Raw genomic sequence first — 22468 nt, forward strand, 5'->3', positions numbered from 1 at the left:
AAGCTGAACGATGGATTTACTGATAAACAACCTGGCAGGTTTGCTGATCGTCACCTCATTTTTTGTGATAGTGGCGCGCAAGGCGAAAACCGCAGCCTGCCTTTATTCGCTTCAGTCACTGGTGTTGATTGGAGTGTTTTGTGCCATCGCCTACCGCTATGGCGCCGAGTCTCTGTATGAGTGGTCTATTACCGCCTTTATCACCAAGGTGGTCGTATTGCCGGCGATTCTCTACTGGCAGTTTGGCAAGATGCAGGATCCTGCGGCGGAGAAGCCTCTGCTACCGGTGGCCGTGATCGCACTGATTACCGCGGTGATCGTGGTGGTATGTCTGCATGCGGTGCAGGCAGTGAAGCTGCCTATGGTTGCCGATCTTAAGCCGGTACTGGCGGTCTCGCTTGGCCACTTCTTCATGGGGCTTTTGTGCATCGTTTGCCAGCGCAACATCCTCAAGCAGGTATTTGGTTACTGCCTGATGGAGAATGGTTCTTCGCTGATGCTGGGGCTGCTGGCTCACAAGGCGCCACACCTGATGGAGATCGGAATCACTGTGGATGCGATTTTCGCGGTGATCGTGATGATTATTTTGGCCCGTTTGATCTTCTCCAAGCTTAACACCCTGGATGTCAAACAACTCAAAATGTTGAAAGGTTAAGAGGCATGATGTCATTTAGTACGTTATATCCCTATTTGCTCGGCGTGCCTTTTGTCGCAGCATTGATTGGGTTGGCTTGTTCAGCTCAAAAAGGCAACAATGGCCATCGCTTCGCTATCACGGCTCATACCATCAGTATTGTGGTGGTGTTTGTTCTGTCGATGATGCTGGCGCTGAGTGTATTCAAGCATGGTGCTCTCTACTCCCCCGGGAAGTGGCTGATGCTCGATAGCCTGTCGGCCCTGTTTATGGCGGTACTCAGTATCGTTGCCCTGATGACGGGGATCCACTCCCTGGGCTATATCGGGCATGAGCATAAACATGGTGAGATGAGCAGCCGTCAGGTTAGCTTGTTCTATGGGCTGTTTAACCTGTTCCTGACCACCATGCTGGTATCCGTGGTGTCTAACAACCTGATCCTGATGTGGGTGGCGATCGAAGCTACCACCATCAGCTCTGTGTTCCTGGTTGGCCTCTACTGTCAGCGCTCCTCTCTGGAAGGGGCCTGGAAGTACATCATGCTGTGTAGCATCGGGGTGGCATTCGGCCTGTTCGGCACTGTGCTGACCTATGCGAATGCGGCGGCGGTATTCAACGACCCATCCCAGGCTCTGTTGTGGAGTGTGGTGCGGGATCATGCCAAGCTGCTGGATCCGGCACTGATGCAGATCGCTTTTGTATTCATAGTGATCGGCTTTGGGACCAAGGTCGGCCTGTTCCCTATGCACACCTGGCTGCCAGATGCACACTCTGAGGCGCCAAGCCCTGTGAGTGCACTGCTGTCGGCCGGTCTTCTGAACTGTGCCCTGCTGGTGATCCTGCGCCATTTCATTATCGACTCTGAGGTGTTGGGCAGTGAGTTTACCCGCAACATCCTGCTTGGCTTCGGTCTGCTGTCGGTAGCTGTTGCTGCCTTCTTTATCCTGGTTCAGCGGGATGTGAAGCGCCTGCTGGCTTACTCCAGTGTGGAGAACATGGGTCTGATTACCTTTGCGGTTGCCCTGGGGCCACTTGGGATCTTTGCGGCGATGCTGCATGTGATCAACCACAGTCTGGGCAAGACCCTGATGTTCTGTGGTGCCGGTAACGTGATGCTCAAGTACGGGACCCGGGATATCAGCATCATCAAGGGTGTGGTTCGGGTTGCTCCCTGGACCGGGATCATGTTCGGTGCCGGAGCCCTGGCGCTGGGTGGTGTTCCGCCGTTTAACCTGTTCATCAGTGAGTTTTTGATTGTGTGTTCAGGTATTTTCACTCATCATCCGGTGCTGACAATTGTATTGCTGCTGGTACTGACCGTGGTATTGGCCGGTTTGGCGCGCCTGGTTGCCAGCTGTGTGCTGGGTAAGGCGCCTGAGCATGTAGAGAAGGGTGAAGTGAACGTCCTGACCGTGGTGCCTCTGGTGGTGCTGATCCTGCTGATGCTGGTCATGGGAACTCATATCCCTGAGGTCGTGCTGCATGGTCTGGATAGTGCAGCCCAGGTGGTGACCAATAATCCGGGTCACAGTGTGCTTGAGAGCCTGAATCTGCCATGGCAGACGGCTTCAACAGCTGCAAATATTACTCCCCTAACGCATTGATAGAGAGAATGTTGAATGGAAACGTTTGAACAAAATTCCCAACAACGACCAGGTAAGAACTACGTTGAGGGGATTCGCCATTACTTCCCATCCGCCATTCTTGATGAGGAGTGGCAGGCTGATAACCAGGTGACAGTCACAGTTAAAATGACCTCCCTGATGGAGGTGATGTGCTGGTTGTATCACGACCAGGGCGGTTGGCTGACCGTCTCTTTTGCCAACGATGAGCGTAGTCTCAACGGCTATTATGGGGTGTATCACGCCCTGTCGATGGAAGGCCAGGCGCAAAAGTGCTTTGTCACCATCAAGGTGCTGGTAGATGCGAACAGCCTTGAGTTTGTCTCTGTCACGCCTAAGATCCCGGCTGCGGTCTGGGGTGAGCGTGAGATTCGCGACATGTATGGCTTGCGTCCTGTTGGCTTGCCCGATGAGCGTCGACTGGTACTGCCCGATGACTGGCCCGAAGATCTGCATCCACTGCGTAAGGATGCGATGGATTACCGTCAGCGTCCTGCACCCACCACAGAGACCGAAACATACGAGTTTGATAACCAGCTCGGTGATGATAGCAACAGTATTGTTCCTGTCGGCCCTCTGCATATCACCTCAGATGAGCCGGGTCACTTCCGGCTGTTTGTCGATGGTGAAGATATTGTGGATGCGGACTACCGGATGTTCTATGTCCACCGTGGCATGGAGAAGCTGGCTGAAACCCGTATGGGTTATAACGAGGTCACCTTCCTGACCGACCGTATTTGCGGCATCTGTGGCTTTACTCACAGCGTTGGCTACAGCAACAGTGTTGAGACCGCACTGCAGGTTCAGGTTCCTGAGCGTGCCAAGATGATCCGGACCATACTGCTTGAGGTTGAGCGCCTGCACAGCCACATGCTGAACATTGGCCTGTCGAGTCACTTTATCGGCTTTGACTCAGGCTTTATGCAGTTCTTCCGGGTTCGTGAAAAGACCATGGAGCTGGCAGAGATCCTGACCGGTGCCCGTAAAACTTACGGCATGAACCTCATTGGTGGGGTGCGTCGCGATATCCTTAAGGAGCAGCGACTCAAGGGGATCGCCGTGGTGCGTGAGGTTCGCCAGGCCTACAGCGAGTTGGTAGAGATGTTGCTGGCGACTCCTAACCTCGAAAGCCGTATCGCTGGTGTCGGGATCCTGGCTCAGGATGTTGCCCGTGACTATAGCCCGGTTGGTCCTGTGGTTCGCGCCAGCGGATTCCAGCGCGATGTTCGTACCAACTATGCGTCCAGCTTCGAGTCTTATGGCGAAGTTCCGATGGAGCTGCAATATGAGAACTCAGGTGATGTGAAAGGGCGAGTGCTGGTTCGGGTTCGTGAGACCTATGATTCTCTGAACATCGTTGAGCATGGTCTGACTAATCTTCCGGAAGGTCCGATCCTTACCGAAGACTTTGAATATGTGCCGAACAAATATGCCCTGGGCTATACCGAGGCACCGCGTGGTGAAAACATGCACTGGAGCATGCTGGGAGATAACCAGAAGCTGTATCGCTGGCGTGCCCGCGCCGCGACCTATGCGAACTGGCCTCCACTGCGTTACATGCTGCGTGGCAACCAGGTTGCCGACGCACCATTGATCATCGGCAGCCTGGATCCATGTTACTCCTGTACCGACCGGGTCACCATTGTCGATACCAAGAAGAAGCGCAGCAAAACCATCCCTTACAAGGCGATTGAGCAGTACAGTGTTAACCGCAAGAACTCACCACTGAAGCTATAAGGGGGATGTGTGTTTAAGCTTTTAAAAACCGTTATCAAAACCGGAGCCTGTACTGAAAAGTATCCTTTTGCTCCGATCGAGATCGCCCCGGACTTTCGTGGTAAGCCTGAGCTGGAAGCCTCTCAGTGTATCTCCTGTGCGGCCTGTGCCCGGGCTTGCCCGGCCAACGCACTGGTGATGGAGACCGATGCCAAGGCCGGGACTCGTCGCTGGGAGCTGTCGACGGCGCGCTGCATCTATTGTGGTCGCTGTGAAGAGGTATGCCCAACCAAGGCGATTAAGTTGTCGCCGAACTTTGAGCTGGCCGTGACCAACAAGGCGGACCTCTACGAGGAAGCCGTGTTTAAGCTGGCTGACTGCGTCAACTGTGGTACGCCGTTTGTTGCCCAAAAACTGCTGGATTATGTGCTGGATACCCTCAAGCATGCAGGTCTGTCAGAGGATCAGCTGGAGATGAGTCTCCAGCAGCTGCAAACCTGTCCAGCCTGCCGCAGGGCTGACAACATGCTCGACGGCGAGAATATCTGTCATCAGCGTCATCTTGAGGAGGATATGTGAAAGGAATAAAACAGCTGGTAGGTTCCGATCATACCCAGACCGAACCCCTAGTCCTGGATCCTAATAGCGCCAAGCTGAAAGGGACCCTGCTCAAGGAGATCAAGCGCTCGGCCTATGTTTACCGGGTTGACTGTGGTGGCTGTAACGCCTGTGAGATCGAGATCTTTGCGGCAACCACCCCCATTTTTGACACCGAGCGATTCGGCATCAAGGTGGTCGCTTCTCCACGCCATGCGGACATTCTGCTGTTTACCGGTGCGGTGACCCGTGCGATGCGAGCTCCGGCGCTGCGTGCCTATGAGGCGGCGCCCGATCCTAAGATCGTGGTTTCCTATGGCGCCTGTGGTTGTGATGGCGGGATCTTCCACGACCTCTACTGCGTATGGAGTGGCACCGACAAGATTGTTCCTGTGGATGTGTATATTCCGGGTTGTCCTCCAACCCCGGCTGCTACCATTTATGGCTTTGCGGTGGCTCTGGGTCTTCTGGATCAGAAGCTCAAGGCTAAGGACCACGAGCCAGAGGCTGAGCGTGCGAGTCTCAAGCACACCGGGATCCCTCAGGATATCAAGGTGATGATTGAGACCGAGGCTCGTTTGCTGGCTGGTTATCGTCAGGGTCAGGATATTGCGGATGAGCTGATGGAGGTCCTGGCTGACAGCACCTCAGAGACTGTAGATCAAAAGGTGGGTGAGTATCTGAAGGCGAAGGATGATCCGCGCCTGAGCGAGATAGTTCACCTGTTGCTTGGTAAAACCATGACCGCTTTAACCGGTCAGAGTGGAGCTCCCTGTAATGGCTGCAAGTGATTCCAGACACCTTGCCGGTAAAGTCTATTTTTATAGCCTGAGCCGCAAGTTTGTTGATGAAAACTATGATGTACCCGATGAAGCCAAGCAGATCATGTATTACAGCCTGGCGATCGGTCATCACCTGGGGATTGTCGACTGTCTGAATTCTGTGCTTGAGTGTCAGGGCCAGGAGTACCTTGAGTGGATCGAGGGGCTGGATAAAGAGAGTGAGGCCTATCGTAAGATGCATGGCTTCCTGATGTTTGGTGAGATCACCATCTATCCCGAGCATATCCATATGCTTGCCTGTGCCTTTGATGCGATCCCACAGGACTCCCAGAGTGAGATCTCCAGGCAGCTCACTAAGGGTTTTATCGATGCGCTGGGAGCGATTCATCGTGAACCCACCATGTATCTGATGATCCGGGGTGGCAAATGAGCAAGCAGATTGTTCTCACTGTGGGCAACAGCATGATGGGGGATGATGGTGCTGGCCCCCTGCTGGCCAAGATGATGAAAGAGCAGCCTGTCGAAGGATGGGAAGTGATGGAGGGAGGGGCGATGCCCGAAGACTGCCTGCATCTCATCCGGGCTGAGCAGCCACAGCGAGTGTTGGTGGTGGATGCGGCAGATATAGGTGAGAAGGCCGGAGAGATCCGGATCATCGATCCCGAGACCATTGCCGATATGTATGTGGTGTCGACCCATAGTCTGCCGCTTAACTTTCTCATTGATGAGCTCAAGACCTTCGTTCCCGAGGTGATCTTTGTCGGGATCCAGCCCGCGATCGTTGCTTTCTCTGCTCCATTGACCGAGATGGTACAGAGCGCCGTCGAGACCCTGTATAGCCGTTTACCCGGCTGGCAGGGGGGTGGAGGCTTTGAGCACTGCTAGTGCCAGGCTAAGTGACGACCGACGGCGCTTAGTCTGCCGACACTTTTGACGAAAGATGTCGAAGCGCGCTGTCAGGGGAATCAACAGACCCGGTGAAAGCCGGGTTTTTTCTCATTTAGTCTTAAAATTCAATACATTGCTTTCATATATCGTCACTGGTAATAGTTGGCATGATATATGCTTGTTAATCTGTCGAAGTCGCAGTCATGGGCTTCGATGTATCGACATGAACAAGGGATACACCATGAACCGGTTTGTTTTTGCAGATCCAAATTTGTGTATTGGGTGTCGAACCTGTGAAGTCACTTGTGTGATCTCACACCAGGAAGACAGCTCACTGGCTGGCTTAGATCCATCAGATTTTTCACCACGCTTGTCGCTGGTGCAAAATGCTCAGACGACAACACCTATCATGTGTCGCCAGTGTGATGATGCTCCCTGTGCTCAGGTTTGCCCTAATAACGCTATCATCCATGAGGATAATCAGGTTAAAGTGATTCAGTCACGCTGTATTGGCTGTAAGACCTGTGTCATTGCCTGTCCTTATGGTGCGATGAATGTTGTGACTAAAATGGTTGAGGACGAGAAGGCGACAGGGCTGTTTAAGCGCCGTGTTCCTGTGTCTCAGGCATTGAAATGTGATTTGTGTAATCACCGTGCAGAGGGACCCGCTTGTATGCAGGTTTGTCCGACTAGCGCGATCAAGATCATTGAACCAGAAACCTTGAATGAAACCAGCAGACAGAAGCGAGAAGCGGCGGCACTGAGTGCTTCGCTGATCCCATCTCTCTGATTTAACAACTATTCGACAGATTGCTATGAAAAAAATCACAACTGTTTGCCCCTATTGTGGAACGGGGTGCAAACTGAAGTTGGTTGTCGAGAATGACAAGGTGGTGGCTGCGGAGCCTGCGAATGGCCGCACCAATGAAAGCCAGCTTTGTCTTAAAGGCTATTATGGCTGGGACTTTCTCAACGATACCAACTTACTGACTCCACGCCTAAAACAGCCGATGATTCGTCGCACCAAGGATTCCGCTCTTGAAGCTGTCTCCTGGGATGAAGCATTGGACTTCACCGCGAATAAACTGAAGGCGATCAAAGATAAGCATGGTCCGGACGCCATTATCACCACAGGCTCTGCCCGTGGACCCGGTAATGAAGCCAACTATGTGATGCAAAAACTCACGAGGGCGGTCTTCGGGACCAATAACGTCGATCACTGCGCTAGGGTGTGACACGCTCCCTCAGTCTCCGGTCTGGAGACAACAGTAGGTAATGGTGCCATGAGTAACGCCATTCCCGAAATTCAAGATACGAAATGCTTACTCATATTCGGTTACAACGCGGCTGACTCTCACCCGGTTGTAGCAAGACACATTCTGAAAGCACGCGCTAAGGGTGCCAAAGTTATTGTTTGTGACCCACGTAAGATTGAAACTGCGCGGGTTGCGGATCAGTGGCTGGCCCTGAAAAACGGCTCTAACATGGCCGTGGTTAATGCGCTGGCGAATGTCCTGATCGAAGAGAACCTCTACGACAAGGCGTATGTACAACAAAATGTGGAAGGCTTTGAAGAGTTCCGCAAGGTTGTAGAAAAGTATACTCCTGAGTCGGTTGAGGAGATCACCGGACTGAAGGCCGATGAGATCCGTCAGGCTGCCCGTACCTATGCCGAGGCATCTGAAGCGATGATCCTGTGGGGCATGGGTGTGACCCAGTATGGTCAGGCGGTTGACGTGGTGCGTGGCTTGGCGGGTCTTGCCCTGCTGACCGGTAACTTTGGCCGTCGTGGCGTGGGTTGTGGTCCGGTTCGTGGCCAGAACAACGTTCAGGGTACCTGTGACATGGGTATGCTGCCTAATGTCTATCCTGGCTACCAGTCGGTTGAGGATGATGCGGTTCGCGAGAAGTTTGAAAAAGCCTGGGGCGTTAAACTTTCTGCGAAGCCGGGCTACAAGCTGACCGAGATCACTCACAAGGTGGAAGAGGGTAAGTGTAAGGCCTTCTACATCTTTGGTGAGGATCCGGCTCAGACAGAAGCCGATCTGAACGAGCTGCGTGAAACCCTGCGTAAGATGGAGCTGGTAATTGTTCAGGATATCTTCATGACTCAGACTGCTGAGTTTGCGGATGTAATCTTCCCGGCGACCAGCTGGGGTGAACATGAAGGCGTTTACAGCTCTGCGGACCGTGGTTTCCAGCGCTTTAGCAAGGCGGTGACTCCACCACCGAATGTGAAGCCTGACTGGGAGATCTTCTGCCTGCTGGCTCAGAAACTGGGTTACCAGATGTCCTACAACAACACCCAGGAGATCTGGGATGAGTTGCGGGGTCTGTGTCCTAAGTATGCAGGTGCGTCCTACGAGAAGATGGAAGGCTTGAAATCGGTTCAGTGGCCATGCCCAACCGACGATCATCCGGGAACCTCCTTCCTGTTTGAAGGAAACAAGTTCACCACTCCATCGGGTAAGGGACAGCTGATCGCCGCCGACTGGCGTCCACCGCATGAGCAGCCGGATGAGGAGTATCCTCTGGTGCTGTCTACCGTGCGTGAAGTGGGTCACTACTCCTGCCGCTCGATGACGGGTAACTGTGCCGCGCTACAGACTCTGGCCGATGAGCCGGGTTATGTGCAGATCCATCCTGATGATGGTAAGGCTCTGGGTGTTGAGGATCAGCAGTTGGTCTGGATCTCCTCGCGCCGCGGTAAGGTTATCACGCGTGCGAACTTTAATGACCGGGTGAACAAGGGTGTGGTTTACATGACCTATCAATGGTGGATCGGTGCTTGTAACGAGCTGACCATTGAGCATGTGGATCCTATCTCTAAGACCCCTGAGTATAAGTTCTGTGCGGTGAAAATCGAGCAGATTGAAGATCAGGCTTCGGCTGAAAATTACGTACAGACAGAGTACAGTGATATGAAACGTCGCCTGAAGAATCATGTAGCGAACGCATAACATTTAAGGCTTCCCCTGCTCAGGGGAAGCCTTCTTTCCTTCCTGTAGCTTCCTATGTCCCACTCTTTCCCAAAGAGTTTTTCACACTGATACTGAATCCACCACCTGCAAACCCGATTTATTTCTCGCTGTTTCTTGTTATGTTTTTGCATTTATCTATGCATCATAGATGTTCGACCGGATAAAGCTCAGAGTTATCTGTGTTCTTATATCCAACGGCGAGCAATATCAATACATCATGCTACCCTAAGGTCATTTAATTGACAGGTGATTTATAAATTTATTGCTTAGTCATTAATATATGCATTTGTTTTATATTAACTTTATCTTTAAAGTTAATTAACCTGCGTAAGGATAATTACTTTATATTCTTCATGTTTATGATGAAGTATTTCGATTTTTAATCCAGTATGACTAAATATTTTATATGTTACATCGGTAACAATTAATATTTTGTTTCTGTGTTGATTCATTTTAAATGTCTGTGTTATAAATCTGCCCCGTTGAATTATTAGTAATAATGCGCCGGCGTTGTCTTTTCATATGTCAGTTCATGTTTTAGAAAGTAAGTTTATCGCTATTGAATTGTAATAAAACTATCGAAACAGCGCGTGGGATAAACTTATCTTAGCTAATTTATATATTTTTATTAATCTATAGGGGAACATCAAGTGAAAAACAGGTGGCTTTTAGCCTTTTGCGCAGTGGGTATTCATATTTCAATTGGCTCTATCTATGCCTGGAGCCAAATTGCAGTTGCGATAAAAAATCAACCTCAGTGCAACTGGGGATTAGGGGATATAACTGTAACCTTCTCCATTGCGATCTGCTGCCTTGGATTAGCTGCGGCATTCATGGGACGGATCGTTGAGAGCAGGGGACCAAAGTTCACGGGTCTGTTATCTGCAATCTTGTTCGGAATCGGTCTGATAGGTGCCGGGTTTGCACTCAGATCTCATAATCTGTGGGCTCTGTACCTGACCTATGGGGTGATTGGTGGAGCGGGGATCGGTCTGGGATATATCACCCCGGTTTCGACCCTGCTGAAGTGGTTTCCGGACAAGCGCGGGCTGGCAATGGGCCTGACGGTGATGGGTTTTGGATTCGGTGCCGTCATTGAGATTTTTGTATTGCGCAGCGTCCTGCCTGCCTTCGGGATCACCGATATCGCCAGCCAGCTGATGTGGCTTGGGGTCATCTATTTTGTGCTGATCTTTATCTCTTCGCGCTTTTTAGCGGCTCCACCGAAAGAGTGGACTGTGCCATGCAAGGCCGGTGGTAAATCAAAATCGATCAAGCCAGATCTGGAAAATATCAAGGCGATCGATGCGCTCAGACGTCCGCGTTTTTACTACCTGTGGCTGATGCTGTTCATCAATGTTTGTTGTGGGATTGCCTTGATCTCGGTTGCTAAGTTTATGGGGCGGGATGTCATAGGGCTCTCCATGGGGGCCGCCGCCGCCATGGTAATGATCATGAGCATCTTCAACGGGGTAGGGCGTTTCTTCTGGGCATCTGTCTCTGACTATCTGAGCAGACCATGGGTCTATTCACTGTTTTTTGTGATCCAGCTGGTCTGTTTCTATACCCTGACCAAGACCCATAATCCCTGGGTGTTCCAGCTTGCGGTATTTATTGTTCTGTCCTGCTATGGTGGTGGATTCTCGCTGGTTCCGGCCTATATAGGTGATATTTTCGGTACCCGCCAGGCGGGGGTGATTCATGGTTATATCCTGACCGCCTGGGCCGCGGCTGGTCTGGTGGGGCCTATTCTGATCGCCTATACCCGCCAGTTCACCGGAAGCTACTATGATGCACTCTATGCCTTCATGGGGCTGCTGGTTATCGCGTTCCTGATCTCGCTGCGGATGCGCCACAGCATGAAAAAGTCCCGTGCCAGTCTTGCGGGAAGCAGCTCCCGGTTGACCCAAAGCTAGTGGAGCGCCAGCGCTAGCGAGTCTGATTTTTCCGTAGCGATCGAACCGATCGTTACGGAACTTCCCATTTATGACGGAAGTTACACCCCCTGGTGATCCGGGTTGAGCCTTTGGATTTGCCCTGTTATCAATTTTTGATTCAACTTGTGTCGGCCCCACCCCCTGGGGTAACATGTTGCGCCTTAGGCTAAAGTTTGAGCTGCACAGGCCTGTTCTGTGTGAGATTGTTCACAGATATTAAACGAGCCTATCGTTTTTTGTTGTTTTTTTGTATTTAACTCCGAAGAGATGCCTCGACTATGGAACGCTTTGAAAGTGATTTGATGAGTTTTTCAAAAGCACTGCTATCGATTAATGATATCTCTGGTCTGATGACTTTTCTAAATGATGATAACCTCTCTTTTATTCAGGTAGATAGAGTTAACATTATTTTGAAAAGTGATCTCAACACTTTTCCAACCCTCTATCATTTGGATGAAAATAAACAACTACAGCGTTATGAATATAATGCCGATGGAATGCCTCTGCATAGTGTTGCGAATGATGATTACACCCATAAAATAGAGGGTGAGGCTCTCTACCTGAGTTACCCTCAATTAATAAATCATCCTGCTTATATCGATGTGAACAGTTATTATAAGGTTCCATTGACGACCGCAAATCAACAACTCGGCGCCATAGAATTCATCAATATTCAACAGAGTAGTGAGGGGATTCAGGAGAAAAAACTTAAGCTATTCAATAACATGATAGCAACCATGGTGGAGCATATCATTGAGCATGAGCTGGCTTCAAATGCAGCCCAGCAATTGAATAATGAGCGTAAGAATTTTCAGGTGTTGGTTGATGTTACTAATGCAGTGATCAGTAAAAGTACCAAGAAAGATCTGATTACATCTTTGTTGAAATTTATCTATCAGCACTTTGGGATGAGAGACCTGTCCATCATTCAGGTTCATGAAGGACATTATAATCAGCACTCCTGTAGTTATAGCGGTGGTAATATCGATTATCACAGTCACTTTTTTACCAATGCTCAATCGATCAAGCAGGTGATTGAAAATAAAAAGCCGCTGTTTTTGGATGAAGACTCAATTCGTGGGTTAAGCTTTGAAACCAACGCTCCCTTCTTTCCTTCTGAGGTAAAGAGTGCCTGTGTTGTGCCTATGGTTTTTCGTAGTGGAACCGTCGGCTATATCTGTTATATGCAGCGCCAGGAGCGCACATTTTTGCCCGATGATGTGGTGCTGTTCGGCCAGATTGCTGCCAGGGTCGCGCTGGCGATGCATAGCCTCAAGGTGCATGAAGCCAGATCTAAAACCAGAGCGGGTGGTAAGTATATCAGTATTGAAGATAGCTATATGGAGCATGCTATTTTTGATGACATCATCAGCCAGAGTGAGGCGATGAACCAGGTTCTGGATCAGGTGACTATGGTCGCTGACTGTGACAGCACAGTGCTGATCCTCGGTGAGTCGGGTACGGGTAAGGAGCTGATTGCCCAGGCGATTCACAAGATGAGTCGGCGCAGTGGTACCCGGATGGTCAAGATGAACTGTGCAGCGGTTCCAGCGGGACTCTTTGAAAGTGAGCTGTTTGGCCATGAGCGCGGTGCTTTTACCGGAGCGATCAGTAAGCGGGTGGGGCGCTTTGAAGAGGCCCATAAGGGGACTTTGTTTCTCGATGAGATTGGCGATATGCCCCTTGAGCTGCAGCCTAAGCTGCTCAGGGCTTTGCAGGAAAATGAGATTGAGCGGGTGGGTAAGAATCAGCAGATCTCGGTTGATGTACGGATCGTGGTGGCAACCAATGCTGATTTGGACTCTATGGTTGAGTCCAAAGCTTTTCGCAGCGATCTCTATTACCGCTTAAATGTGTTCCCTATCCTGATCCCCCCCCTGCGGGAGCGCCCCGAGGATATCCCTCTGCTGGTGAAGCATTTTACCCGGGTGATCTCCAAAAAGATGGGGAAGAATATTACCGATATCACGGTTGAGGCGATGGATGTGCTGAGCCGCTGTGCCTGGCCGGGGAATGTCCGTCAGCTGCGTAACTTCATCGAGCGTTCAGTGATCCTGACCCGGGGTCAGGTGCTCAATGTTCCTGTCGCTGAACTTCAGGGCCAGGGGACGCGGCCAACCCGCCAGACGGCTGAGCCGATATTTGAGGTCGAGCCTGCTCCCAAGCCGGTGGCGACCGATAACGGCTTTGATCGTGACGCTATTATCGATGCGCTGCGCCGCAGTAACGGGATCATCTCGGGACCGCGGGGCGCCGCAACCAAGCTCGGGCTCAAGCGTACCACTCTTTTATCCCGGATGCAGAAGATGGGGATCAAGAGCCAGGACTACCTTGAGGAGGCCGACGAAGAGAACTTCGCCTGATTTTCCGCCGGAGGCTCACTAAGCCTCCGGCTTTCCTTTACCAGTAGCTGACTTTTCATTGTGCTTCGCACGGCTAAATTGCAGCTGCGCAGCATGATTGTCGGGGTGCCGGCAGCACATTACTTTTGTACCGCCAAAAGTAATCAAAAGCTCCCTTCGCGCTGCGAGTCCCTCCGCAGCTCGATGATGACCATCCTTGGTCATCTATCCCAGTTCAGCTTCCTGCTTCTCGTTCCATTACCCTTGGGGTAATTTCACCCTATCTCACGTTACGTTGCTCTGGGAGCAACTTCCCCCCTCCGAAGAGCTGAGGGGTGTACTCGCAGCATCCATGCTGCTCCACTTCAAATCACTTTATGATTTTTCGGCACGAATCAAAGGGGGCTCTAAAACTACCTCTTCGATTTAGTTTTGGTGACTTTTTCGAGCAAAGCAGGAAGCTTCAAGCTGTAATACCGAATCAAATCGAAGAGAGGAAGTTAACCCCCGTGAGCGAGCGCCGAGGCGAGCCGTAGAAGATTCAGGTCGAATCACATGGATGTGATGAGAGCTTAGCCGCTACAGGGATGTTGCGTCTAAGCGGTGCCTTAATGCTCAGGTGAGCCGAGGGTTAAGCGAGATCCGGGGCGCGAGGGGATTGCAAAGGGGAAAGGCGTTTGCCCCTTTGCTCGCTGTCGGGCGATCCCGACAATTACTGCAAATCTGCCATCCGCAGGATAAAGATCGACGTAGTTTGACCTGCGGTCAGCTGATTTGTGCCACAGGCACAAAACAGCTGGCTTTTAGTCGCAATTTTTGAGCAATGCTGTTGACTCCCGGGCTATTTTTCGCTGGAAATAGATCATCTGAAAGATAGACTGGAGTCATACGGGCATGGGGAAAATTGTATCGATTGAATTGAGTGAGATTCACCAGGCATTAATTCAGCGAGCGGCAGAGTTAGCGGGAATGGAGCTTGAAGAGTATGTCCATTATGTCAGTGTTGAGGCTTCCAAAAAAGTGTTGGGACTGTGTGGTGGTGAACCCGAAGAGCTCGGTTGAGGCAATTTGAGAGCGATAACAAGACAAAGGTGCTTTTTAAAAAGTGCGAGCTGGCAGGGATCCTTTCCCGTTCCTTGTTCTGTGAGACCTGACTAAACAACCAGCTGCCGACCCATACTAAGCGAGAGATGGGCTCACACAAAATGATTTTCCGCCTGTGCTTCATTTGTAGGGGGATCCCCTTGGCCACTCTTGAGATCACCATTAGGTTGGCAGGGAGCAGCTTCGCTCCTGCCTGAAATGGCTGCTTTTCACCCTCTGGGTGTATTCACTGGCATTTACTTCTCTGGGGGATAACACTCATGATGAATAATGCTATGCGGCCTGTCACATACAAACCGGTACTTTTTATTTCACCATTTATTTGTGTATGTATTGAAAATGGTATCTATGATGAGCATTAAATTATCCAGGTTGGCATCTTTTCCTATTTTGTTTGCGATAGCAGTTTTGGCAGCGCCGGTTCAGGGGGAGCATCCTGGAAAATATCCGGGTAATCAATTATCCGCTACCTCTGCAGGATTAAATTTCTTAACCTATGTAGATGATGCAAGATACTCTCTTTTTGATGGAGATAAGCATGCTGCTAAGTCCTATATAGATGCGGCGATGGAGATTATCAATGATGATAGTATCAGCTGGCATTATATGAGTGATGGACAACTAAATGGTTATGTTGTGATAGAGAGAACTCATGAGTCCGTGGATGACTTTAAGGTTAAAGAAAAGAAGCCGCCATATAGGAGTGAGGGTGAGCAGATAAAAGAGACCGGCCATGAGCAGATCAATGACACTGTCTTACTTCCTCTGTCAAAGGTGAAGAGGCTGATTGCTAAGTCTAAAGGGACATTTGAGCGTCGGGATTACTATAAAACAATGATGCTGCTTAAGGAGATAGAGGGGAGCGTTATCTCAAAAATTACAAAACACGGGAATAGCAAAGATGCATGATTCTATGAGAGCTGCACCTTGTTAGTGGCCTTGGTTATATTTCAAACCACTGCTGTTCTTTGCTTCGATATGGAAATAGTAATCGAATGGTATCACTCTTGAGCTCCACCACTGGACTTTCTTTGCTGAAAAACATAGCTCAGTGATGCTAAGGTGGTGACTTGGTTAGTAAATCATCAAGGAGACAAGATGAAAAAAACACTGGGGTTATTGATCTCATTATTAATGCTATCTGGCGTCAGCTTTGTTAGTTGGGCCGGGACTGGCATTGAGTATCAGTATGGGACCATCTCTGAGTTACTGGCTGGAAACTATAGCCAGAAAGTTGATGTGAAACAGGTGATTAAAGATGGAAACTCGATTGGTGTTGGAGCCGGGGTTGGTCTTGGTGAGGTGATTGTTCTCAACAAAAAGGCTTATCTTGCCGATCCAGAGGGCAGGGTGAAGCAGCTTGGTGCAAGTGATGGACTATCTTACCTGACGGCAGCAGCTTTCAATGCCGATCCTTCACTCAGGATCCAGATTAATCAGCCGATGCAACTAAGCAAACTACAGGCTGTTATTTTAGATAAGGTAAAAAATAATCAGCAGGGCTATGCGATTAAGATCTCGGGTGAATTTAGCAGGCTGCTTGCGCGTAGTGAAAAGTTTACCACAGCTCATGGTGTCCCTCTGGTACAGTGGATGAAGAACAATGAAAATCGCTACACCCTGACCGATATTCGTGGAACCCTGATCTCTTTTTATTCACCGCCCTATGTCAAAGGATTTGGGGTGCCCGGGTTCCATAGTCACTTTATCAGCAGCGATCATAAGGTCGCTGGGCATGTTTTGAGTGGTTCGGTGAAGCGGGTGGTTATCGAGGTTGAGCCTTTGTTGGGTTTTAATCTCAGGCCCGGCAACACTTTCAACCGGGATAAGGAGGTGTCGCTGGCGGGGTTACATAAGCTCGAAAATGCCCATTAGCCTTCTTCTGTTTTGCCCAGGTAATAGGATTCAGGGGCGTTTTAATTGTATAAAAATTCGGTCATTACCCCAGGCTTTCACTATGGTATGTGCATAGGCAGGAGCGAGTCGTTGTCTCACTTGCTTCGGTAAATGGATTTATTTCTGTCTGGAGACTGTCATGGTTATCTTTCCTCTGGTATTAGCAGCTGCTGGTTTTGTTGTCACCTTTGGCTCCGTGATCCTTTATTTTCGGACCATTCCCAGGGGGAAGGTTCCTGAAAAGGTAGGTGGCTTTGCTTTTTCACTCATCCTGGGAATGCTTCTGGCATTTATCGCGATAGCGATCGCCTTGCGGGATCAGATCTTTGGTGAGCCGCTTATCTATATCCTGGGTGTGTTAACGCTTTTTTTCGGCGGCTTTATCCTTTGGGTTCTGAGTCAGCGAAAAATTCAGATGGACGATCTCAAGGTCAGGGTGGGTGAGCCTCTATTGCCCTTTACTGCACTAACCTCTGAGGGAGATGCTTTTGACAGTGATTCTCTTGCCGGGAAAAGAGTACTCTTTAAATTTTTCCGTGGGGGCTGGTGTCCCTACTGTTCGGCCGAGTTGGTGAGTTTTAACAGATTAGGGGAGCAGCTTAAAGCCCATGGGGTTGAGGTGATGGCTCTCAGTAAAGACACAATCGAGAATGCCTCAATTCACAAGGCCCGGGATGAGCTGGACTTTACCCTGCTTTGCGATCCTGAGCTCAGGGTGATCAGACAGTATGGTGTTGAGCACCGCAAAGCATTAGGACAGAGTGAGGGCAGCAAGACCACCAAGAGCCTGGTGGGCGGGATCCCGCTGGGGATGACTCCATTTAGTTTTCAGGCGATGGCGATCCCGACAACCTTGCTCATTGATGAGCAGGGGGTGATCCAATGGATCGATCAGACCGATGACTACCGGCTACGCAGCAACGAAAAACGGGTGATGGATGCGGTAAAATCAGCCTTTGAGAACTAACCGGGCTTCTGGCGGCTAATTTAAGGCGTTACCGGATATGAAACTGGAGATGGTGGCCCCTGCTGGACTTGAACCAGCGACCAATCGATTATGAGTCGACTGCTCTAACCAACTGAGCTAAGGGGCCGTGACTGCAATTCTTACACTCCTTGCGCCGATCGCAAAGCGAAATTTGCATAATTAAGGTTTTCACCCGAGAAAGGCGATCTTTTACTCAAAAATATACTTTTTTATCTTTTTGCTTTGTGAGAGGTTCGCGCTGGCTTATCGTGATGGCGTGCGTCTGGTCTGTTAGTGTCTGAAAAGGTTACAGGGAACGGACAGGGACCCGTGCCAGTACGCACTCCTTATTTTATGATTCAGCCTTCTCAAGCCCTTTGTTGCAGGCTGGTGATGCTCAGCTCGGTTCTAAATGAGCTGAATGCTGAAGGTAGATGTTACGGCATTCACTTTTCAGAAATACGGCCTGAGGGCCACAACGGATGCACCAGGCAGCGCCAAGCAGGTGGCCTTTCTCGTCAGTGTTTCCGGATGTTCTGAAGACGTATCCACATTCGGGACAGGCGACTTTAATCGATTTTTGCATAAGACCTCCAAAAATGGATCAGGATGAGTGCTCAAGAACCGACATGATTCTTTGGAGTTCCGGATAGGGCGGCAGGCGGTTGTGGGTCAGATATCCCCTGAGTCGAGCCGGGTCACAGTGACTATCTTTCGCAAGCTGCTCCAGGGTCAGATTTTTTTGCCGCATCTGCTGTTTGATGGCATCTGTGTATAGCATAACTGGCACTCTCCCATAACAAGATGAACTACCTTATCCCTGAACCGGGACTCTTCTGTTCGGAGTTACTCTTTCAACCGATGAGATGATTATTGGCGAAGTGGTTGAGCCTGACTATAAGGGATTGACCCTAGATAGAGGTGAGGGAGATCGCAATCAGCTGTTTCAGAGCAAAGGTATACCGCTCCAACCCGTGGGTGGGTTCCGGGGTTGATGAGAGCGGTGTGGAGGAAGCCTTAGCGGTTTTGGCTTGCATTCCCTGATGACTGAGGCGAAGATCGGGCACTTGAGCGAGAGAGCTCAGAAAAATGCTCGATCATGTCATGCAGGATGTCAGGGTTTACACCATCGATCTTTGTGGTATCGATGCCGAGTTGATCGAGCTTTTTTAGCAGTTCATCGTAGCTCGGCCGGTTGATAACGTAGCCCATGGCACACTCCATGTGTTCATGTGAAGCTCTAATAAGAACAATAATCTGATCGAAAATCAATGAGTTCAAAGGGGCAATTGTGGGATCTATGTTGGAGATTTGTAGAAAAAAATCTAACATTGTTAACCCGATACCATATCATGGCCAGTAATGTTCTGATTGTTTTAAGCGGCGCAGATCGCGATTTTACCCAAGGATGATCGATGAAAGTACATGTGAAGAAGATACATGCTCCACAGGAAACCACTGAGTGTTTTGGGGATGATTGGGTGGAGATCGTGGTGAATGCTTCAGCGCTTCTGCCTCTGACAACCAACCTGACCTCCTGGCTGAAGAGTAATGACTCGAGAAAAGTGGAGTTTACCCATAAGGGATTGACGATTAAGGTCGATGAGTCAGAGCAGATTCCGGGGATTTTTGATCAGATCAAACGCTTAGATGAATAGGGCTGAGTCGGGAATCTCTCTCGGGAAGCTACTGAGGAGCGTAAGATTGTCGCTGTAAGATGGCTTTTGCGGGTCATACCAAAGATTTTTCTACCTTCAGCACTATAAAAGCATAAATTCAGATCTGCTCAGAGGCGCAGCACCTGGGCTGGAAGTGGTCTTGCTTGTTAAATTGACCACTTATTCAGTGTGGGAACCTTTTGTCCGTGATAAAATGCCGCTCCGAGGCCACCCCTGTTATTACTGTATCCGGATGCGTCCCCTTTCATTAAGGCTCATCATTGTACTGCGGTTATCACTCTTTTTATCCCTGGTGGTCTCATGACTCTCAATTGATGAGCATCACTGGCCGCGTACTCGAATGCCTCTGTTGCTGAGGCTACATCGAATGATTAGCCACGATGTTAGGCTTGTTTTGGGAATTTAATGATTACAGGAGTAAATGATGAGTCGATTTATCGTCACAGACCCAAACCGCTGTATCGCTTGCCGCACCTGTGAGGTTGCCTGTGTGGTCGCTCATACCGAAGGTGAAGATATCTCGATTCTGAGCCCGGAGTATTTTGCTCCGCGTATCCATGTGATCCAGACCGAGGAGATCAGTACCGCGATCACTTGCCGGCAATGTGAGGATGCTCCTTGTGCCAGGGTCTGCCCTAACCAGGCGATCAAGCGAATCAACGGGGTGGTCCAGGTGCAGCAGGAGCTGTGTATTGGTACCAAGACCTGTGAGGTCGCCTGTCCTTATGGGGTGATTGAGGTAAGACCTGTGCCGGTGATTAAAGAGGTCGACGGACAAAATACAGTGGTTGGAAGCCGAATAGAGGCACTGATGTGCGATCTGTGTGTTGATCGAAGCGATGGTCCGGCCTGCCTCAAGGCGTGTCCGACCAAGGCGATCCATTGCATGGATCAGCAGCAGCTGCAGGAGTTTATTCGAAAGCGCAAACAGGCGAGTCAGTAGGTGCTCTGGAGCCTGTTTTTGTGGCTTCGAGCATTTGCAGATGACAGCTTCCGGATGAATGAACAGGTGTGCGTCGAGGGCTGTGCGTTCGGGAGAGTGAAGTTGCAGTTTCCCCTCTGAAAGAAGGAATGGAGTGATGAAGAAGATAACAACTGTCTGCCCCTATTGTGGAACAGGGTGCAAGATGAAGCTGGTGGTGAATGATCGCAATAAGATTGTTCGTGCCGAGGCTGCAGATGGTGTTACCAATGAGGGGGAGCTCTGCCTCAAGGGCTATTATGGCTGGGATTTCTTGAATGATACCAAGCTTTTGACGCCTCGACTGACTCAGCCGATGATCCGCCGTCAAAAGGGTGGAAAGTTTGAAGCCGTTTCCTGGGATGAGGCGATCGGATACTGCGCATCCCGGCTTAAAGCGATCAAAGAAAAGCATGGGGCGAGCGCCATCATGCATACCGGCTCCTCCAGAGGCACCGGCAATGAAAGTAATTATGTGATGCAAAAATTTGCCCGGGCGGTAATCGGAACCAATAACATAGATTGCTGTGCCCGGGTTTGCCATGGACCCTCCATGCTGGGGTTAAGTGAGACCCTGGGGCATGGGACTATGAGTAATTCCATCCGAGATCTTGAGCACTCTAAATGCCTGCTGATTTTTGGCTATAACTACGCGGACTCACACCCGGTGATTGCAAACCGTATCCTGGATGCCAGGGAGCAGGGGAGCAAGGTGATCGTCTGTGATCCGCGCAGGATTGAGTCGGCGCGGATCGCCGATCAGCATCTGCAGCTCAAAAATGGCTCCAACATGGCTTTGGTGAACGCCTTTGGCCATGTGCTGATTGAAGAGGAACTCTACGACAAGGAGTATGTGGCGAGCTTCACCGAAGGCTTTGATAGCTACCGAAAGCAGGTGGCCAAGTATACCCCTGAATATGTGGAGTCGATTACCGGACTTGGGGCGGAGGATATTCGCCAGGCGATGCGCACTTATGCGGCGGCACCTTCGGCCACTATCTTGTGGGGAATGGGGGTCACCCAGTTTACCCAGGCGGTCGATGTGGTGAAGGGACTAGCGGCTCTGGCTCTGTTGACCGGGAATCTGGGGCGTCCCCATGTCGGGGTGGCTCCGGTGCGCGGGCAGAATAATGTACAGGGAGCCTGTGATATGGGCTCCTTGCCTGAGCTTTTCCCGGGTTATCAAAAAGTCACAGATGATGAGGCCCGGCGTAAATTTGCCAAAGCCTGGGGCGTCGACTTTGCGAAGATGGATGCGAAGCCGGGCTTTGGTATCACGGATGTGCCGAAGCGGGCACTCAGTGGGGATCTCAGGGCTTACTACATCATGGGAGAGGATCCTCTGCAAAGCGAGGCCGATCTCAGCCTGGTCCGTCAGGGGTTTGATGCCCTTGAGTTTATGATTGTCCAGGATATCTTCATGACCAAGACAGCTGAGATAGCCGATGTGATCCTGCCTGCGACCTCCTGGGGAGAGCATGGCGGGGTCTTTACCTGTGCCGATCGTGGTTTTCAGCGTTTCATGAAGGCGGTTGAGCCCAGGGGTAATATCAAGCGGGACTGGAAGATCATCTGTGAGCTGGCAACGGCGATGGGTTATCCGATGGATTATCCGGATGAGCAGGCGATCTGGGATGAGATGCGTGAGTTGTGCCCTGAGTTTTATGGGGCAACCTATGAGAAGATCGGAGAGATGGGACACCTGGCCTGGCCATGCCGTACTCTGGATGCTCCCGGGACCGACTTTCAGTATGCAGGGAACCGGTTTGCCACCCCTTCGGGTAAAGGGCAGCTGGTTGCTGCCGATTGGCATCCGCCGGCAGAGACGCCGGATAGTGATTACCCCCTGATCTTGTCGACCGTCCGTGAGGTGGGGCACTACTCCTGCCGCTCGATGACAGGGAACTGCAATGCCTTACAAATCCTTGCCGATGAGCCGGGTTTTGTACAGATCCACCCTCAAGATGCCAAGGCACTAGGGATCAAGGAGCAGCAGTTAGTGTGGGTTTGCTCTCGTCGTGGTAAAGTAATCACCCGCGCAAACCTGAATGATCGATTGGCACCGGGCGCCGTTTATATGACCTATCAGTGGTGGGTTGGGGCCTGTAATGAATTGACCCAGAAAAAGCTGGATCCGATGGCCAAGGCGCCTGAAACCAAATACTGTGCGGTCAGGGTTGAGGGGATCGCCGATCAGAAGTGGGCTGAGGAGCATGTGCAGCAGGAGTATCATGCCATGAAGTCACGGCTGAGCTCCCATGTCGAAGGCGTTGAAACTATTCACGGATAGAGTGGGTGAATCGTACGATCTTTAAAAAGCGCACCGTATTCGTTTGTACCGACTTGTTATGACTGAACGCAT

Annotated in this window: 20 protein-coding genes and 1 tRNA gene; 18 read left to right on the forward strand and 3 right to left on the reverse strand. The window is 50.6% G+C overall.

The window, feature by feature from the left end:
- The first annotated feature begins 10 nt into the window (after positions 1-10).
- The 15 genes from hyfE (at position 11) to DB847_RS03480 (ending at position 17466) form a co-directional block, all read left to right on the forward strand.
- Complete coding sequence (hyfE, locus tag DB847_RS03410) at positions 11-655, forward strand: hydrogenase 4 membrane subunit (protein ID WP_108649452.1); 645 nt, start codon at positions 11-13, stop codon at positions 653-655.
- Positions 656-663: 8 nt separating this feature from the next.
- Positions 664-2238 carry a hydrogenase 4 subunit F gene (locus DB847_RS03415; RefSeq protein ID WP_108649453.1) on the forward strand — a complete coding sequence of 525 codons (1575 nt, stop codon included), beginning with the start codon at positions 664-666 and terminating at the stop codon, positions 2236-2238.
- Between the two features lie 15 nt (positions 2239-2253).
- Positions 2254-3993 (forward strand): hydrogenase large subunit, encoded by a 1740-nt coding sequence (locus DB847_RS03420; protein ID WP_108649454.1) that lies wholly within the window; start codon positions 2254-2256, stop codon positions 3991-3993.
- Positions 3994-4002: 9 nt separating this feature from the next.
- A complete protein-coding gene (locus tag DB847_RS03425; RefSeq protein WP_108649455.1) occupies positions 4003-4551 on the forward strand; it encodes a formate hydrogenlyase complex iron-sulfur subunit in 549 nt (182 codons plus the stop codon).
- Positions 4548-5360, forward strand: a complete 813-nt coding sequence (locus DB847_RS03430) for an NADH-quinone oxidoreductase subunit B family protein (RefSeq protein WP_108649456.1) — start codon at positions 4548-4550, stop codon at positions 5358-5360. Before DB847_RS03425 ends, DB847_RS03430 begins: the two co-directional genes overlap by 4 nt.
- A complete protein-coding gene (locus tag DB847_RS03435; protein ID WP_108649457.1) occupies positions 5347-5781 on the forward strand; it encodes a formate hydrogenlyase maturation HycH family protein in 435 nt (144 codons plus the stop codon). The genes DB847_RS03430 and DB847_RS03435 overlap by 14 nt, the downstream gene beginning before the upstream one ends.
- Positions 5778-6236 carry a hydrogenase maturation peptidase HycI gene (gene hycI / locus DB847_RS03440; RefSeq protein ID WP_108649458.1) on the forward strand — a complete coding sequence of 153 codons (459 nt, stop codon included), beginning with the start codon at positions 5778-5780 and terminating at the stop codon, positions 6234-6236. Before DB847_RS03435 ends, hycI begins: the two co-directional genes overlap by 4 nt.
- A gap of 244 nt (positions 6237-6480) precedes the next feature.
- Positions 6481-7029 carry a 4Fe-4S dicluster domain-containing protein gene (locus tag DB847_RS03445; RefSeq protein ID WP_108649459.1) on the forward strand — a complete coding sequence of 183 codons (549 nt, stop codon included), beginning with the start codon at positions 6481-6483 and terminating at the stop codon, positions 7027-7029.
- A 25-nt stretch (positions 7030-7054) separates the two neighbouring features.
- Complete coding sequence (gene fdhF, locus DB847_RS03450; protein WP_108649460.1) at positions 7055-9199, forward strand: formate dehydrogenase subunit alpha; 2145 nt, start codon at positions 7055-7057, stop codon at positions 9197-9199.
- A 671-nt stretch (positions 9200-9870) separates the two neighbouring features.
- On the forward strand, positions 9871-11136 hold the full coding sequence (locus DB847_RS03455) for an L-lactate MFS transporter (protein WP_199911700.1): 1266 nt from the start codon (positions 9871-9873) through the stop codon (positions 11134-11136).
- Between the two features lie 323 nt (positions 11137-11459).
- On the forward strand, positions 11460-13520 hold the full coding sequence (locus DB847_RS03460; protein ID WP_199911701.1) for a sigma 54-interacting transcriptional regulator: 2061 nt from the start codon (positions 11460-11462) through the stop codon (positions 13518-13520).
- An 873-nt stretch (positions 13521-14393) separates the two neighbouring features.
- Positions 14394-14561, forward strand: coding sequence for a hypothetical protein (locus DB847_RS24185; protein WP_159084365.1), 168 nt, complete (start codon positions 14394-14396; stop codon positions 14559-14561).
- Between the two features lie 393 nt (positions 14562-14954).
- Positions 14955-15512 carry a YfdX family protein gene (locus DB847_RS03470; protein WP_159084366.1) on the forward strand — a complete coding sequence of 186 codons (558 nt, stop codon included), beginning with the start codon at positions 14955-14957 and terminating at the stop codon, positions 15510-15512.
- A gap of 189 nt (positions 15513-15701) precedes the next feature.
- Positions 15702-16478, forward strand: a complete 777-nt coding sequence (locus DB847_RS03475; RefSeq protein WP_108649465.1) for an acetolactate decarboxylase — start codon at positions 15702-15704, stop codon at positions 16476-16478.
- Positions 16479-16638: 160 nt separating this feature from the next.
- Positions 16639-17466, forward strand: a complete 828-nt coding sequence (locus tag DB847_RS03480; protein WP_108649466.1) for a peroxiredoxin family protein — start codon at positions 16639-16641, stop codon at positions 17464-17466.
- Positions 17467-17516: 50 nt separating this feature from the next.
- Here the strand turns inward: DB847_RS03480 and DB847_RS03485 are convergent.
- The 3 genes from DB847_RS03485 to DB847_RS03495 form a co-directional block, all read right to left on the reverse strand.
- A tRNA-Ile gene (locus DB847_RS03485) sits at positions 17517-17593 on the reverse strand.
- Between the two features lie 477 nt (positions 17594-18070).
- A complete protein-coding gene (locus DB847_RS24190) occupies positions 18071-18247 on the reverse strand; it encodes a helix-turn-helix domain-containing protein (RefSeq protein ID WP_159084367.1) in 177 nt (58 codons plus the stop codon).
- A 236-nt stretch (positions 18248-18483) separates the two neighbouring features.
- Entirely contained in the window at positions 18484-18678 is a 195-nt protein-coding gene (locus DB847_RS03495; RefSeq protein WP_108649468.1) for a hypothetical protein, read from the reverse strand.
- 203 nt (positions 18679-18881) lie between these two features.
- Here DB847_RS03495 and DB847_RS03500 point away from each other — a divergent pair, with 203 nt between their 5' ends.
- The 3 genes from DB847_RS03500 to fdhF (DB847_RS03510) all read left to right on the forward strand — a co-directional run bounded on the left by DB847_RS03500 (position 18882) and on the right by fdhF (DB847_RS03510) (position 22396).
- Positions 18882-19124, forward strand: a complete 243-nt coding sequence (locus tag DB847_RS03500) for a hypothetical protein (RefSeq protein WP_108649469.1) — start codon at positions 18882-18884, stop codon at positions 19122-19124.
- Between the two features lie 445 nt (positions 19125-19569).
- The gene (locus DB847_RS03505) at positions 19570-20088 is read left to right on the forward strand and encodes a 4Fe-4S dicluster domain-containing protein (RefSeq protein WP_108649470.1); all 519 of its coding nucleotides are present in this window, start codon (positions 19570-19572) and stop codon (positions 20086-20088) included.
- A 136-nt stretch (positions 20089-20224) separates the two neighbouring features.
- Entirely contained in the window at positions 20225-22396 is a 2172-nt protein-coding gene (fdhF, locus tag DB847_RS03510; RefSeq protein ID WP_108649471.1) for a formate dehydrogenase subunit alpha, read from the forward strand.
- The last annotated feature ends 72 nt before the right edge of the window (positions 22397-22468 follow it).

The organism is Dongshaea marina, assembly GCF_003072645.1.
In the GTDB taxonomy this organism is placed as follows: domain Bacteria; phylum Pseudomonadota; class Gammaproteobacteria; order Enterobacterales; family Aeromonadaceae; genus Dongshaea; species Dongshaea marina.